The sequence below is a fragment of the Agrobacterium leguminum genome, from assembly GCF_015704895.1.
In the GTDB taxonomy this organism is placed as follows: domain Bacteria; phylum Pseudomonadota; class Alphaproteobacteria; order Rhizobiales; family Rhizobiaceae; genus Agrobacterium; species Agrobacterium leguminum.
On sequence record NZ_JADQWB010000011.1, the window covers coordinates 162,955 to 177,974 of the forward strand.

Below are 15,020 nucleotides of genomic sequence, written 5' to 3' on the forward strand. Positions count from 1 at the left end.
TTTGACAAGAAGAGTTCAAAACCCCGCTTGTGATGAACAGGCCGTCGCTATATCGGAATCAACGGACAATAGAGTCTATTACCAACAGGTGCTTTCATGCATTTTCCCGAACTGACCATTTCCCGTCGCAGCCTCCTCGGCGGCGTTGCTCTTGCCGCCCTTGCCACGGCCCTGCCGTTTGCCTTCACGCCCGGTATCGCCGAGGCGCAGGAATTGCCTGAATCCACCGGCGATGTGGATATGGCTGCGGTGATGAAGCCCGGCCCGCTGCCGGAAGCCGCGCTCGGCGATGCCAACGCACCCGTCAAGATCGTCGAATACATGTCGATGACCTGCCCGCACTGCGCCAACTTCCACAACAAGACCTTCGAAGAGATCAAGAAGAAATACATCGATACCGGCAAGGTCTATTTCGTGCTGCGCGAATTCCCGTTCGATCCGCGCGCCGCTGCCGCCTTCATGCTGGCGCGCTGCGCACCGGAAGGTCAGTATTTCCCCTTCGTTTCCATGCTGTTCAAGCAGCAGCAGAGCTGGGCCGTTGCACAGGATGCGCGCGCCGCCCTGCTGCAAATGTCGAAAATGGCCGGTTTCTCACAGGAGTCTTTCGAGGCCTGCTTGACGAACCAGAAACTTCTGGATGATGTGAACGCAACGATGCAACGCGGTGCGACGGAATTCGGCGTCAACTCCACGCCGACTTTCATCATCAACGGCAAGAAATACGCAGGAGACATGTCGGTTGAAACCATGTCGGCTGTCATCGACAAGCTGCTCTGATCGCCGGACCCTGAAAGAAACGGGCGGCGGATATTTCCGCACGCCCGTTTTTTATTGCCCGTCTTCTTGCCGGGGCGTGACGGCATGAAGTTCAACAAGCTCCGCCTCGTCGGTTTCAAGTCTTTCGTCGAACCTTCCGAATTCATCATCGAGCCGGGGCTTACCGGTGTCGTCGGACCGAATGGCTGCGGCAAGTCCAATCTGGTCGAAGCGCTGCGCTGGGTGATGGGCGAGAATTCCTACAAGAACATGCGCGCCTCCGGCATGGATGACGTCATCTTCTCCGGTTCCGGCAATCGCCCGGCCCGCAACACCGCCGAAGTCGGCCTTTATCTCGACAATTCCGACCGCACCGCGCCCGCCGCCTTCAACGATGCCGATGAAATTCAGGTCACACGCCGCATCGAGCGCGAAAACGGCTCCGTCTACCGCATCAACGGCAAGGAGGCGCGCGCCAAGGATGTGCAGCTTCTCTTCGCGGATGCCTCCACCGGCGCCCGCTCGCCCTCCATGGTGGGGCAGGGCCGTATCGGCGAGCTCATCAATGCCAAGCCGCAGGCCCGCCGCCAGTTGCTGGAAGAGGCGGCCGGCATTTCCGGCCTGCATTCCCGCCGCCACGAAGCCGAGCTTCGCCTTCGCGCCGCCGAGACCAATCTGGAGCGGCTGGAAGACGTCACCGCCCAGCTGGAAAGCCAGATCGAAAGCCTGAAACGCCAGGCGCGGCAGGCCAACCGTTTCAAGATGCTCTCGGCCGATATCCGCGCCCGCGAAGCGACCCTGTTGCACATTCGCTGGGTGGAGGCTAAGGAAGCCGAAGGCGAGGCGGAAAGCGCGCTCAATCAGGCCACGAACATCGTCGCCGAAAAAGCGCAGGCGCAGATGGAGGCGGCCAAGCAGCAGGGCATCGCCAGCCTCAAACTGCCGGAACTGCGCGAGGACGAGGCGAAAGTCGCCGCTGCCCTGCAACGCCTGCAAATCGCCCGCACCCAGCTGGATGACGAGGCCAACCGCCTGTTGCGCCGCCGCGACGAGCTGGCGCGCCGTCTGTCGCAGCTCGGCGAGGATATTATCCGCGAGGAACGGCTTGTCTCCGACAATGCCCAGATACTCGCGCGGCTCGATGAGGAAGAGGCCGAACTCCTCGAAATCCTCTCCGATTCCGGCCGTCATGCGGAAGAGATGCGCGAAGCCTTCGAAGCTGCGGCTATCAAGCTGGCGGAAAGCGAAGCCATCTTCACCGCGATTACTGCCGAACGGGCCGAGGCATCCGCCGCCCGCCAGCAATTGGAGCGGGCGATCCGCGATCTTTCCGATCGCAAGCTTAGGCTGGAGCGGCAGTCGCAGGAGGCATCCGCCGAGATCGATGCCATCGACGAAAAACTCTCCGGCCTTCCCGATCCTTCCGAACGGCGAGAAGCGGTCGAGGCGGCGGAGATCGCGGTCGAGGATGCCCTGATCGTGGTGGAGGAAGCCGAAGCCGCCGTCGCTGAGGCTCGTTCCGCCGAAGCGCTGGCGCGCGCGCCGCTGGAAACGGCGCGGAACCGGCTGAACGCGCTGGACACGGAAGCACGCACCATCACCAAAATCCTTGCCTCCAGCGCCGCCGCCAATGGCAGCTTTACGCCGGTGGCGGAAGAAATGACCGTGGAGCGCGGTTTCGAGGCGGCATTGGGTGCCGCCCTCGGCGACGATCTCGAAAGCCCGCTCGATCCCGCCGCGCCCGCCTATTGGGCCGGAAATGGCGACGGGGCTGATGATCCCGCCTTGCCTCAGGGCGCGAAACCGCTTCTGGATTATGCGCAGGCGCCGGAAGCCCTGCGCCGCGCTTTGGCGCAGATCGGCGTCGTCGCAAACACTGCGGAAGCCCTGCGCCTGCTGCCGCATTTGAAGGCTGGCCAGCGGCTGGTGACGCGCGAAGGCGCGCTGTTGCGCTGGGATGGTCACATCGCCAGCGCCGATGCGCCGGGTGCCGCAGCGCTTCGCCTGTCGCAGAAGAACCGCCTCGCTGAAATCGAGACAGAACTGGATGAGGCCCGCTCCATTCTGGACGAGGCCGAAGACCAGCTTGCCGCGAAAACCGAAGATATCCGCAGCAGCGAATTGCGGCTCTCGGAAGTGCGTGACAGAAGCCGGCTTGCGACCCGCCATCTTGCCGAGGCGCGCGAGGCGCTGACCATCGCAGAAAGGGCCTCGGGCGATCTGCTGCGCCGTCGCGATATCGTGTCCGAAGCACTGAACCAGATCGGTGCGCAGATCGACGAGATCGCCGTTCAGGAAGAAAACGCCCGCATCGAAATGGAAGACGCGCCGGATCTTTCCGTGCTGGATCTGCGGCTGCGCGAAAGCCAGCTTGAAGTCGCGACCGACCGCGGCCTTCTGGCGGAGGCCCGCGCCCGCCATGAGGGTGTGAGCCGCGAGGCGGAAAGCCGCCAGCGCAGAATTCAGGCGATAGGGCAGGAGCGCTCCACCTGGCAATCGCGTGCGGCAAGTGCGGCCGATCACATCGCCACGCTGCGCGAACGCGAGGAAGAGGCGCGCGAGGAAATCGCCGAGCTGGACATAGCGCCGGAGGAGTTCGACGAGAAACGCCGCAGCCTCCTCAACGAATTGCAGAAGACCGAAGACGCCCGCCGCGAGGCCGCCGACCGGCTGGCCGAGGCGGAAAACCTGCAGCGCGCCGCCGACCGTGTGGCGGCAACGGCGCTTTCCGAACTGGCCGAAGCCCGCGAAAAGCGCGGCCGTGCCGAAGAACGGCTGGTCTCCGCCCGCGAAAAACGACAGGAAACCGAACACCGCATCCGCGAAACGCTGAATACCGAGCCGCATATGGCGTTCCGCCTGACCGGCCTTGGCCCGGAGCAGCCGAAGCCGGACATTCGCGATGTCGAGCGCGATCTCGACCGGCTGAAGATCGAACGCGAGCGGCTTGGCGCGGTCAATCTGCGCGCCGAGGAAGAGCAGGCCGAGCTTTCCGCCAAGCTCGAAGCGCTGATCAAGGAACGCGACGACATCATCGACGCCGTGCGCAAGCTGCGTGCCGGCATCCAGAACCTCAACCGCGAGGGCCGTGAGCGGCTGATCGCCGCTTTCGATGTGGTCAATTCGCAGTTCCAGCGGCTGTTCACCCATCTCTTCGGCGGCGGCACGGCGGAATTGCAGCTGATCGAATCCGACGATCCGCTGGAAGCGGGCCTGGAAATCCTCGCCCGCCCGCCCGGCAAGAAACCGCAGACCATGACGCTGCTTTCCGGCGGCGAACAGGCGCTGACGGCCATGGCGCTGATCTTCGCGGTCTTCCTCACCAATCCAGCGCCCATCTGCGTGCTGGACGAGGTGGACGCGCCGCTCGACGACCACAATGTCGAGCGTTACTGCAACCTGATGGACGAGATGGTGGCCTCCACCGAAACCCGCTTCGTCATCATCACCCACAATCCCATCACCATGGCGCGCATGAACCGCCTCTTCGGCGTCACCATGGCCGAACAGGGCGTGTCGCAGCTCGTCTCCGTGGATTTGCAGACCGCCGAGCAATTGCGCGAAGCCGTCTGAGGCTTCTTTTCCCCTTCGCCCACCATCGCGAATTTATCTGGCCGTATCACCCATTCGGGTGAGCGACAACGCGCGGTGTTTTGCTATGTTTTCCGCAAGGGCCAAAGGGCTCGTCACAGACCCCACCATCCGGTTTCCTGTACCGGATGGAATGCCTTGCGAGGCCGCTGCCGTGGCCTCGCAAGGCTTTCTTTTTCGGCTGAAGAATACGGGTGGGCTCCCTCATTCCTGTGCTTGTCACAGGAATCCAGCCAGCCCAAGTCCTTGGGCTGAAAAGAGTCTTCCGTCGCGCAGACGCGCGTCGACTGGATTCCTGTGACAAGCACAGGAATGAGGAAGGGGGGCGGTGAGGCTCTGTAGTGTTCGGACGAAGTTGTGTGAGCATTTTTTGTGGCACCCGCTTCGTATCGAGCGTATGGGCCATTCACCCCGGCACCAGCCGCAGCCGCGTGCCCCAGGGGTCTATCGCTTCCACGACGTTATTCTCCATCTCCACCAGCACATAACCGGCGGCCCGCAGCCGCGTTTTCTGCGCCTTGAGATCATCGGGGTTGCGAACGGTGAGGGAAAACCAGTCGAGGCCGGTTTCCATGGCGTTGCGTTCCTTCGCACCACGGCTGTTCCATGTATTCACCGCCAGATGATGATGATACCCGCCGGAAGAGAGAAACGAGGCATCGGAGCGCGCATCCTGCGTCGGTTGCAGGCCGACGGCCGTTTCGTAAAAGGCGCGGGCGGCGGCGATTTCGCCGACCCGCAGGTGAACATGCCCGATGCGCATTCCCGGCGGGGCAGCCTCGTAATCGCTTCTTTTGGTATCGGTCAGCTTCACCAGATCGTCGACATCCAGCGGTTCGGTGCCCATTTTCACCACGCGGCCGCTCCAGACCCATGTATCCTTCGGCCGATCGCTGTAAACCTCGATGCCGTTGCCCTCGGGATCGTTGAGATAGATCGCCTCGCTGACATTGTGATCGGCAAAACCGGTAAGCGGCACCTGTTTCAGCGCCGCATGCACCAGCCAGCGCGCCAGATCCTTGCGCGAGGGCATCAGATAGGCGATGTGGAACAGGCCGGCGGAGGTGGGGCTTTCGAAATCCGCCGCCGGCTTGTGCACCAGATCGAGCAGCGGCACGGTGCCGACGCCGAGCGTCACGCCTCTGGCCGTGCGCTCCACCTCGTTCATGCCCAGCACTGAACGGTAATACTCGATCATCTGGTCGAGATCGCGCACGCGCAGCGCGGCCTGGCCGATATGCATCGGTGTCGTCAGCGCGAAGGGAAGGGCGGAGGCGGCGCCTGCGACGGGCACTGCGCCTTCGGCTCTGAGCGCCCCGGCAAGCGCGCTGGCGGCACAGGAAATTCCGGCAAATTTAAGCGTATGGCGGCGGGTAAATTGCATGAATAATCTCTTTGTCGGCGATTTGAATGGCTTAGGCAACACTCCAGTTCAGCGCACTACACGAATGCGTCAATCATGCCGTTATTCGGCCTTTGCGGCAATTCTTGCGCGCAATTTGCCGCAATTATGCTGCACTGCGATGTAAACTGCACGTTGCGGCGTTTCCAACGTGCCGCCAATGCTGTAGATGATAGAAAAATGACAACGCTTCTGGGTGGAGAGCGTGGAATGAAAAAATGGGTTTATACCTTCGGCAACGGTGCTGCCGAAGGCAGGGCAGGTGACGTTGCGATATTGGGCGGCAAGGGTGCGAACCTTGCCGAAATGGCAAGTCTCGGCCTTCCCGTTCCCCCCGGCCTCACCATCATAACCGATGCCTGCGCCCTTTATCACAAGAACGGCCGCGATCTTCCCGAAGAGCTGAAGCTGCAGGTCATGGCCGGCCTGCACGGCATGGAAACCGTGACCGGCAAGACCTTCGGCGGCAGCCACTCGCCGCTGCTCATCTCCGTCCGCTCCGGCGCGCGCGCCTCCATGCCCGGCATGATGGATACGGTTTTGAACCTCGGCCTCAATGACCGCACCGTGGAAGCGCTGGGCCATGATGCGGGCGACGCCCGTTTTGCCTGGGACAGCTACCGCCGCTTCATCCAGATGTATGCCGATGTCGTCATGGGCCTCGACCACGAATTGTTCGAGGAAATTCTCGAAGATGAGAAAGGCCGCCTCGGCCATGAATACGATACCGACATGTCGGCCGTCGAATGGCAGCATGTCGTTTCGCTTTATAAAAAGCTGATCGAGGATGAGCTGGACGAAGCCTTTCCGCAGGACTGTCATGTTCAGCTCTGGGGGGCCATCGGCGCCGTCTTCGCCAGCTGGACCAACCACCGCGCCGTGACCTACCGGCACCTGCACAATATTCCGGGCGACTGGGGCACGGCCGTCAACGTGCAGGCCATGGTCTTCGGCAATCTCGGCTCGTCCTCGGCAACCGGTGTCGCCTTTACCCGCAATCCTTCGACGGGCGAGGCGGAGCTTTACGGCGAATTCCTCGTCAACGCTCAGGGCGAAGATGTGGTGGCGGGCATCCGCACGCCGCAATCCATCACCGAGGCCGCGCGTCTTGCCTCCGGCTCCGACAAGCCTTCGATGGAAAAGCTGATGCCGGAGGCGTTTAGTGAATTTCTGGCGATCTGCAAGCGGCTGGAAAACCACTATCGCGACATGCAGGATCTGGAGTTCACCATCGAGCGCGGCAAGCTCTGGATGCTGCAGACCCGCTCCGGCAAGCGCACCACCCGCGCGGCGATGAAGATCGCCGTCGATATGGTGGAAGAGGGGCTGATTTCGCAGGAGGAAGCCGTCTGCCGCATCGAGCCGTCATCGCTCGACCAGCTATTGCACCCCACCATCGATCCCGGCACATCGCGTCCCATCATCGGTTCCGGCCTGCCGGCTTCGCCGGGGGCAGCGACAGGCGAAATCGTCTTTACCGCCGAAGAGGCGGTCGCTGCCGAAGCGGAAGGGCGCCGTGTCATTCTGGTGCGCATCGAAACCAGCCCGGAAGATATTCATGGCATGCATGCCGCCGAAGGCATTCTGACGACGCGTGGCGGCATGACCAGCCACGCCGCCGTGGTGGCGCGCGGTATGGGCATTCCCTGCGTCACTGGCGCCGGCTCCATGCGCGTCGACATGCGCAACAAGGTGCTGATCGGCGTCGGCTGTATGCTGAAGCGCGGCGATGTCATCACTATCGACGGTTCTTCCGGCCGCGTCCTGAAGGGCGAGGTGCCGATGACGCAGCCGGAACTCTCAGGTGATTTCGGCAAGCTGATGGAGTGGGCCGACAGCCTGCGCCGCATGACCGTGCGCACCAATGCCGACACACCGGCAGATGCCCGCGCCGCCCGCGCCTTCGGCGCGGAAGGCATCGGCCTCTGCCGTACCGAACATATGTTCTTCGAGGGCGACCGCATCCATGTGATGCGTGAGATGATCCTCGCCGAAAGCGAAAAGGGCAGGCGGGCGGCGCTGGATGAGCTTTTGCCGATGCAGCGCTCGGATTTCACCGAACTTTTCCAGATCATGCATGGCCTGCCGGTAACGATCCGCCTGCTCGATCCGCCGCTGCACGAATTCCTGCCGAAGACCGATGGTGAGATCGTCGAGGTGGCGGCCGCCATGGGCATGCCGCAGACGGTGTTCCGCCAGCGGCTGGATGCGCTGCACGAATTCAACCCCATGCTCGGCCATCGTGGCTGCCGCCTTGCCATTTCCTATCCGGAAATCGCCGAAATGCAGGCACGCGCCATTTTCGAAGCCGCCGTTGCGGCGGCGCGCATCACCGGTGCACCAGTCGTGCCCGAAATCATGGTGCCGCTGGTCGGTCTACGTTCGGAACTGGACTACGTCACCGAAGTCATAGACGGCGTCGCCGCTGCGGTGGCGCAGGAAACCGGCATGGAGATCGAATATCTGACCGGCACGATGATCGAACTGCCGCGCGCGGCACTGCGCGCCCATGTGATTGCGGAAGCGGCGGAATTTTTCTCCTTCGGCACCAACGACCTGACGCAGACCACCTTCGGTATTTCCCGCGACGATGCGGCGCGTTTCATCAATACCTATCAGCGCAAGGGCATCATCGAGCGCGACCCGTTCATCTCGCTTGATTTCGACGGTGTGGGCGAGTTGATCCGCATCGCTGCCGAACGCGGCCGCCAGACGCGGCCGGAACTGAAGCTCGGCATCTGCGGTGAACATGGCGGCGACCCGGCCTCGATCCATTTCTGCGAGGATGCCGATCTCGACTACGTTTCCTGCTCGCCCTTCCGCGTGCCGATCGCCCGCCTGGCCGCGGCGCAGGCAACGCTCGCGGCGAAGAGGGATGAGGGCAGGGTGGCGAGCAATGTCGCCTTCATTCCCGTCAGGGGTTCTGTTGGACGATGATGCGCCGCTCCACCACCACGGGGCGGTAGAACATGTCGCGGTTCATCTGCGCCTGCCAGGCGCGGTTGTCGGCGCGGCGGTCCATTTCCAGATCGAGAAGGCAACCGGCCATCGGGTCCGTGCCGGGGCGGAAACCATAACCCCGGCAAGTCGCCTCATCCCGCGCCCGACGCTCTTCCGGCGTCAACGTCTGGCAGGCGGTGAGCGCCAGTATGGCGGCAAGCGCACCGAAGACGATGGAAACACGCATTTTGTTTCTCCCTTAACATGACAGCCGTACGGCACTTTTATTGCCGCGATTGATACGCCTGTTTTGATACGGGGAAAAGCCGCGTTGGGGCGGAAAGTTGCATCAATCCATCATGGAGAATGGCTTGGCAGGCGGCGGCGATAGCGGTGTCAGGCGGCGTGGTGTCGTAAAATCCGACATACTCCCGTTGCTCAGGAATCACGCAGAAAAGACGGCGGGAACAAACCCTGTTGAATGAGCCAGTCGCCGAGCAGAACCGTGAGGATGGCGATGAGGACGATGCCGCCGATAAATGCGAGGAGGCCGAGCGTGGCGCGCGTCCACCGGCGGGTTTGATAGAGGTAAATCGCAAGCCCGATGGGTGCGAGCAGAACGGTGGTGATTTTGGCGGCGGAGCTGCGCCGGAGGTCCCGCTTTTCGGCATCCTCTATCTGCCACCAGGCAAATAGCGTGATGATGCCGATCATCTGCACCAGATCGTTTGCGGTAAAGGATGCTGGAGGCCCGGCAGGCCAGACGGCCGCGTCGATCAGAAGCCCGAGGGAGATGAAAGCGAGCAGGCCGACATAGATCCAGTTCCGTTTCGCCATGCACAGTTTCCGCTCTAAATTGCGCTATTGCCCGTGCCGCTATCGCTATCGATGAAATTATCGCCGTCAACCCCAAACTATCAGGGACAAACGGGAATGGTCCGCATGGGGCGTTTCCTTTTTTCACCGGAAACGCCCCATGATTGCCGCTGTCAGGCCGGCGCTGCTTCCCGGTCGTCGAGTGCGTCGATATCCTTGGCGTTGTTATAGACGGCCTCATCGAGAATGCCCTCGCGCTTGGCGACGAGGGTGGGCACCAGCGCCTGGCCGGCGACGTTGACCGCCGTGCGGCCCATGTCGAGGATCGGGTCGATGGCGAGCAGCAGGCCCACACCTTCCAGCGGCAGGCCGAGCGTCGAAAGCGTCAGCGTCAGCATCACCACGGCACCCGTCAGACCTGCCGTTGCGGCGGAACCGAGCACGGAGACGAAGACGATCAGCACATATTCCTGAATTCCGAGCGGCACCTGGAAGAACTGCGCGATGAAGATCGCCGAAATAGCCGGATAGATGGCGGCGCAGCCATCCATTTTGGTGGTGGCGCCGAGCGGCACGGAGAAGGCGGCATATTCGCGTGGCACACCGAGGCTCTTTTCCGTCACGGTTTCGGTGACCGGAAGCGTGCCGATGGAGGAACGCGACACGAAGGCGAGCTGGATGGCCGGCCATGCGCCCGCAAAGAAGCGCGATGGCTTCAGGCCATGGGCGAGAAGCAGCGCCGGATAGACCACAAAGAGCACCAGTGCGAGACCGATATACACGGCCGCCGCGTACCAGCCGAGCTGCGACAGCGTCGTCCAGCCATATTGATCGACCGCGCGGCCAAGCAGGCCGATGGTGCCAATGGGGGTGAGGCGAATGACCCACCACAGGATTTTCCGCACGATGGCCAGCAGCGACTGGTTGAAGGCGAGGAACGGCTCCGCCGCCTTGCCCGCTTTCAGCGCCGCGACGCCGAAGGCAATCGAGACGACGAGCAGCTGCAGCACGTTGAAGTTCAACGAGGTGCTGGCCGCGCCATTATTGAGCTTGGTAGACGCTTCAAGGCCGAAAACATTGGCCGGCACAAGGCCCTTCAGGAAATCCAGCCAGGAGCCGGTGGAAGAAGGGGCCGCCGCTGCCGTATTGGCAATCGCCGTGTTGACGCCCGGCTGAATGACGAGGCCGAGCACGATGCCGATGACGACGGCGATCAGTGCGGTGATGGCGAACCAGAGAAGTGTCTGCCAGACGAGCTTCGCCGCATTGGAGAGGTTCTTGAGATTGGCGATGGAGGCGACGATGGCCGTGAAGATTAGCGGCGGAACCAGCGCGCGCAAAAGCTGCACGAAAATGCTGCCGATGGTTTGCAGTGTCACCGAAAGCCAGTTGGGGCTGCCGGCGGCATCGGGACCGATGTTGCGCGCAACGAGGCCGAGCAGCAGGCCAATGACCATGGCGATCAGAACCTGAAAGCCGAAATTGCGATAAAAGGGTTTAGGCCCGGAGGGGCCGGCGGACGTCGTTGCCTGTGACATGACATGTCTCTTTATTGTGCAAGAAAACGAGAATGTTGCACTTTTTACACGCATTCTCGAGGGAGGTCGCCGAGAATACGCCGATTTTCTCAGCAATTAAGGGATGAACATGCGTATTTATTGCGTTGTCGGGGAATAATCCTCTTTAGGTGAGGCAATGCGGAAAAATATTCCGCTCCTTCGTCGCCTTCGACGTCAGAGTCCTAAAACCTATAGTTTGGCAGTGTCATAGCCTGATATTCCGTCACCCCGGACCTGATCCGGGGTCCAGCGCGATCAAGTCCTTGATCGCAAAAGACTCATTCCTCACGGCGCAGCATGGCTGGATGCCGCATCATCCTCGGGCTTGTTCCGGGGACCGGTATGACGGAGAAGTTCGCCCGCTTTAGCGTACGGATCGCCTCCTCCTTTGTTTTCCTCGCCGCAAATCCGGTCTATGACATCATATGCAGGTGATTCCCTGCCAGAATTCGGGTGCAACGCTTTTTAGCCAATGCGATCTAACGGATATCCGCTTTCATGACTGTGCGTTTCGTCCGGCCTTTTTCGGTTGCAGCCTATCTTTCCCGCTATCTGGGTCTTGCGGCGCTTGTGCTGTTTCTTATCGCCGCCGGCATTCATCGTTTCGGGCCGCTGACGACGCCCGATCTTGTCGGTCTCATCATCATCGCCGCCGGCATCGCTCTCGCGGCCGTGCTTCTGGCGTTGATCGGGCTTCAGCGGCTGTGGACCAAGGGCGCGCGCGGCGGCCTTTCGGCGCTGGCGGCGCTGCTTCTCTCAGCCCTGCCGCTCGGCGTGGTCGGTTACGGCGCTTTTCTTTATTGGCAGCAGCCGAAGATTTATGACATTTCCACCGATCTGACCGACGTGCCGGAATGGCTGGTGGCGCCCGCCGCCAACCAGCAATGGCTGGTGCGGCCCGCGACCATCACCAAGGAAGACCGCGACGCGCAGGCCGAAGCCTATGCCAGCCTCGCCGGCCGCCGTTATGAAGGCGCAATCGACCGCATCTATGCCGCCGCCAAAAAAATGGCCACCGCCCAGAATATCCGCATCGTCCACACGAAGGGGGTGATCGGGGCGGAAGATGCGCCCTCCGTCGGCGTTCCGGAGCAGGACAGGACGCAGCCTGCGGAAGAGGGGCCGGTCGAGGATCTGCCCTCCATCGTGCCGGTGCCCATGGCCCGCCCGACGGACGCGCCGTTGCCCACCTTCTTTAACGGTAGCGGCGTGGTGCTGATGCAGGGCGAAACGCGCACGCGCATCTGGGGCCTGCGTTTCGATATCCTCATCCGGCTCAAGGAAGAGGCCGAAACCACCATCGTCGATGTCCGGGTCGCCTCCCGCTACGGGCCGCACGATCTCGGCATGGGTGCTGCGATTGCGGAGGCCTATCTCGATGCGCTGGATGCGGAAATGCAGGGGCTGAACGACAACTAGGGTGTCGCTGCGTGTTGTCTTGATGGGGACGAGCGGGTGCCGCGTGTTTCTTCTCCCCGGCGGGGAGAAGGTGGCCCGAAGGGTCGGATGAGGGGGCACCCTCTCCGAATATCTCTACCCTTGCCCCCTCATCCCGCTGCCGCGGACTTCTCCCCCGGCGGGGAGAAGGAACAGGCGGCATCCGCTCGATCCAATCAAGGATCGGAGTGAGAGGTGAGGTCGCAACGCGCCCTGAAATCTCGCGTGCCAGAAATATCCGCTATGCTGGAAAATACTCACCCAGCAGCGAAGGCGCACCATCCGTCTGCACTTCGCCCTTTTCGATCAGGTCCTCTATATGCGCCAGCACGGAAAGTGCGGCCGCGCCATGCAGGCGCTTGTCAGTGCTGGCATAGATCACCTTCACCATATCGGCGATCCGCCGGTCTCCATCCTTGATGCGCTTCAAAACCGCCTTTTCCCGCATGCGCCGATGGGCGCGCAAGCCCCGCATGAAGGCGGCGGGATCGGTGACCGGGCCGCCATGGCCGGGCAGGAACAGCCGGTCGTCACGGGTGAGCAGCCGTTCCAGCGAGGCCATGTAATCGCTCATCGCCCCATCCGGCGGCGCGACGATGGTGGTGGCCCAGGCCATGACATGATCGGCGGAAAAGACGATGCCGCTGCCATCAAGCGCGAAGGCGGCGTGGTTGGCGGTGTGTCCCGGCGTATGCAGCGCGGTAAGCCGCCACCCATCGCCGGAAAGGCTTTGGCCGTCGCCAAGCGCGATATCGGGTGCAAAAGCCGTATCGGAACTTTCGGCAAAGGGGTTTGTCTCGCCCGTGTGCAGCGGGCGCGCGGCACGGTGCGGACCCTCGGCCACCGTTATCGCCCCGGTCGCCTCCTTCAGCCGCCGGGCAAGCGGCGAGTGATCGCGGTGCGTATGGCTGACGAAGATATGGGTGACCTCGCGGCCCTTCAGCGCCGCCATCAGCGCCTGAAAATGCGCCTCATCCTCCGGGCCGGGATCGATGACGGCGACGGAACGGTCGCCGACAATATAGGAGTTGGTGCCATGGAAGGTGAAGGCGGAAGGATTGTTGACGGTGATGCGCTGGATCAGCGGAGCGACGGGAACCGCCTCGCCATAGGCCGGCTGAAAATCGAGATCGAATGCCGGGTCCGCCATCGAGACCTCCTGAAAAATGCCATGCCAGCTTGAGCCGCAGCCTCAACCGCGCCATCGCCAAGCCCTAACATGCGAACTTCGCCACGGCACCCAAAAAGCTTGAATTTTGTGAAAAAATAAGTCGCCGGGTCATTGCCGGGCCGGGCAGGCTTTGCTAATCAGGCGCGGTTCAGGCAGCGGCGTTTCGCCTTCGCTGCCCTGTTGGGGCGTCGCCAAGCGGTAAGGCACCGGTTTTTGGTACCGGCATTCCCAGGTTCGAATCCTGGCGCCCCAGCCAAATTTTCTTACCGCAGTTAAATAAAAGACTTAGACGTAGATGCGTACCTCACTATGTACCCCGTTTGCCGCAAGATTTGAACTCTTTCGACCACCTATGTTGCGTGAGTGATAGTCGCCCACTTTCTGCCAAGCAGTTAGCGGCGTCATCATCGGAAGTGAGGAAGCTGGAAGAGCGCGCCGCAACCTCATTGATAAATGGTTATTGCCCGGACTATCGAAGAGTGACCTTGATACTATTGGCTGTGGATACCTGTGCGTTGCGAATATTATCGCAATATTCGTAGGATATAGTGTGCGTCTTGTGCCTTGCCTTTTGGGGATTTAATTGAATGAAGACGACTTTACTTCTCTGTGCAGCAGCGATTGCATTGGCTGGCTGCCAGACTCCGGCACCACAATCTGTTTTGGATTCGCAACGTCCTCCTACCAGATCGATTAAACGGGACTATGTGGATGTCCTGCGCGGAACCATTAAACCCGGGGATTTCACGAAAGCCGAGATTTCGAGCGTAGTGTTGCTCGATCCCGCAAAGCAGATTTACGCTTTTTGCACGCGGACAGCAGAACGTTCCAATCCCAATTGGTCGTATATTGGCATAGCCTTGTACCAGAATGTGAGCGTGGACGCCTCAAAGAATGACTACCGCTGCCGTGACAAGCGATTGCGTTACTATAATTTTCCTGAGTTGCTGAACATGAAATCCTGATTGCGATTGCGCGGCGCTAAGCTCGTCTTCCGCGCCGCCCATCTTCACTCCCGTGCTGGAGACCATGTAAGGAAACTTCAGGAGAAGTTCGGAGGCTCAGCGAAAGATAGCAGAAGCCACAGGCGTCCCTCGTAACGCTCCAACGGTATCTGAAGGTGACCTGACGTCATCCAATGATGGTCGGCTTACCACGCCACGCTATAACCCAGGATACCGTTAAGCGCGAAAACCTGTCCTCCGTCATTCTCGGGTCAAGTGTAAAGACCGGAGACATCCCTGACATGTGTTCGGAGACATCCCTGACAGTCAGAGTTTATCTTCGAGATTGATCTTTGCGATTTGAGTTGCCCCGAAGAAAACGCCGAAGAGACCTGAGCTATTGA

10 protein-coding genes and 1 tRNA gene are annotated in these 15,020 nt (G+C 61.3%); 6 read left to right on the forward strand and 5 right to left on the reverse strand.

Going from position 1 to position 15,020, the window contains the following annotated elements; translation table 11 throughout:
• Positions 1-96: 96 nt before the first annotated feature.
• Positions 97-777, forward strand: a complete 681-nt coding sequence (locus I3J13_RS17150) for a DsbA family protein (RefSeq protein ID WP_092769683.1) — start codon at positions 97-99, stop codon at positions 775-777.
• 84 nt (positions 778-861) lie between these two features.
• Positions 862-4,329, forward strand: a complete 3,468-nt coding sequence (locus I3J13_RS17155; protein WP_196379543.1) for a chromosome segregation SMC family protein — start codon at positions 862-864, stop codon at positions 4,327-4,329.
• Positions 4,330-4,753: 424 nt separating this feature from the next.
• On the opposite strand, the gene I3J13_RS17160 is transcribed toward I3J13_RS17155, so the two are convergent.
• A complete protein-coding gene (locus I3J13_RS17160) occupies positions 4,754-5,731 on the reverse strand; it encodes a VOC family protein (RefSeq protein WP_196379544.1) in 978 nt (325 codons plus the stop codon).
• Positions 5,732-5,959: 228 nt separating this feature from the next.
• Here I3J13_RS17160 and ppdK point away from each other — a divergent pair, with 228 nt between their 5' ends.
• Positions 5,960-8,686 carry a pyruvate, phosphate dikinase gene (gene ppdK / locus I3J13_RS17165; protein WP_003520484.1) on the forward strand — a complete coding sequence of 909 codons (2,727 nt, stop codon included), beginning with the start codon at positions 5,960-5,962 and terminating at the stop codon, positions 8,684-8,686.
• Here the strand turns inward: ppdK and I3J13_RS17170 are convergent.
• The 3 genes from I3J13_RS17170 to I3J13_RS17180 all read right to left on the reverse strand — a co-directional run bounded on the left by I3J13_RS17170 (position 8,664) and on the right by I3J13_RS17180 (position 11,043).
• Positions 8,664-8,936, reverse strand: coding sequence for a hypothetical protein (locus I3J13_RS17170; RefSeq protein ID WP_142778834.1), 273 nt, complete (start codon positions 8,934-8,936; stop codon positions 8,664-8,666). The genes ppdK and I3J13_RS17170 overlap by 23 nt on opposite strands.
• Positions 8,937-9,127: 191 nt before the next feature.
• The gene (locus I3J13_RS17175) at positions 9,128-9,526 is read right to left on the reverse strand and encodes a hypothetical protein (protein ID WP_196379545.1); all 399 of its coding nucleotides are present in this window, start codon (positions 9,524-9,526) and stop codon (positions 9,128-9,130) included.
• Between the two features lie 152 nt (positions 9,527-9,678).
• Positions 9,679-11,043, reverse strand: a complete 1,365-nt coding sequence (locus tag I3J13_RS17180; RefSeq protein ID WP_196379546.1) for a dicarboxylate/amino acid:cation symporter — start codon at positions 11,041-11,043, stop codon at positions 9,679-9,681.
• A 519-nt stretch (positions 11,044-11,562) separates the two neighbouring features.
• On the opposite strand from I3J13_RS17180, the gene I3J13_RS17185 reads away from it, so the two are divergent.
• On the forward strand, positions 11,563-12,483 hold the full coding sequence (locus I3J13_RS17185; RefSeq protein ID WP_196379547.1) for a DUF1499 domain-containing protein: 921 nt from the start codon (positions 11,563-11,565) through the stop codon (positions 12,481-12,483).
• A gap of 259 nt (positions 12,484-12,742) precedes the next feature.
• Here I3J13_RS17185 and I3J13_RS17190 read toward each other — a convergent pair whose 3' ends face one another.
• Entirely contained in the window at positions 12,743-13,651 is a 909-nt protein-coding gene (locus tag I3J13_RS17190; RefSeq protein ID WP_196379548.1) for an MBL fold metallo-hydrolase, read from the reverse strand.
• Positions 13,652-13,853: 202 nt separating this feature from the next.
• Here I3J13_RS17190 and I3J13_RS17195 point away from each other — a divergent pair.
• Together I3J13_RS17195 and I3J13_RS17200 are read left to right on the forward strand one after the other, a co-directional pair.
• Positions 13,854-13,928 (forward strand) — tRNA-Gln (locus I3J13_RS17195).
• A gap of 331 nt (positions 13,929-14,259) precedes the next feature.
• Positions 14,260-14,637 carry a hypothetical protein gene (locus tag I3J13_RS17200; protein WP_080852541.1) on the forward strand — a complete coding sequence of 126 codons (378 nt, stop codon included), beginning with the start codon at positions 14,260-14,262 and terminating at the stop codon, positions 14,635-14,637.
• Positions 14,638-15,020: the final 383 nt, after the last annotated feature.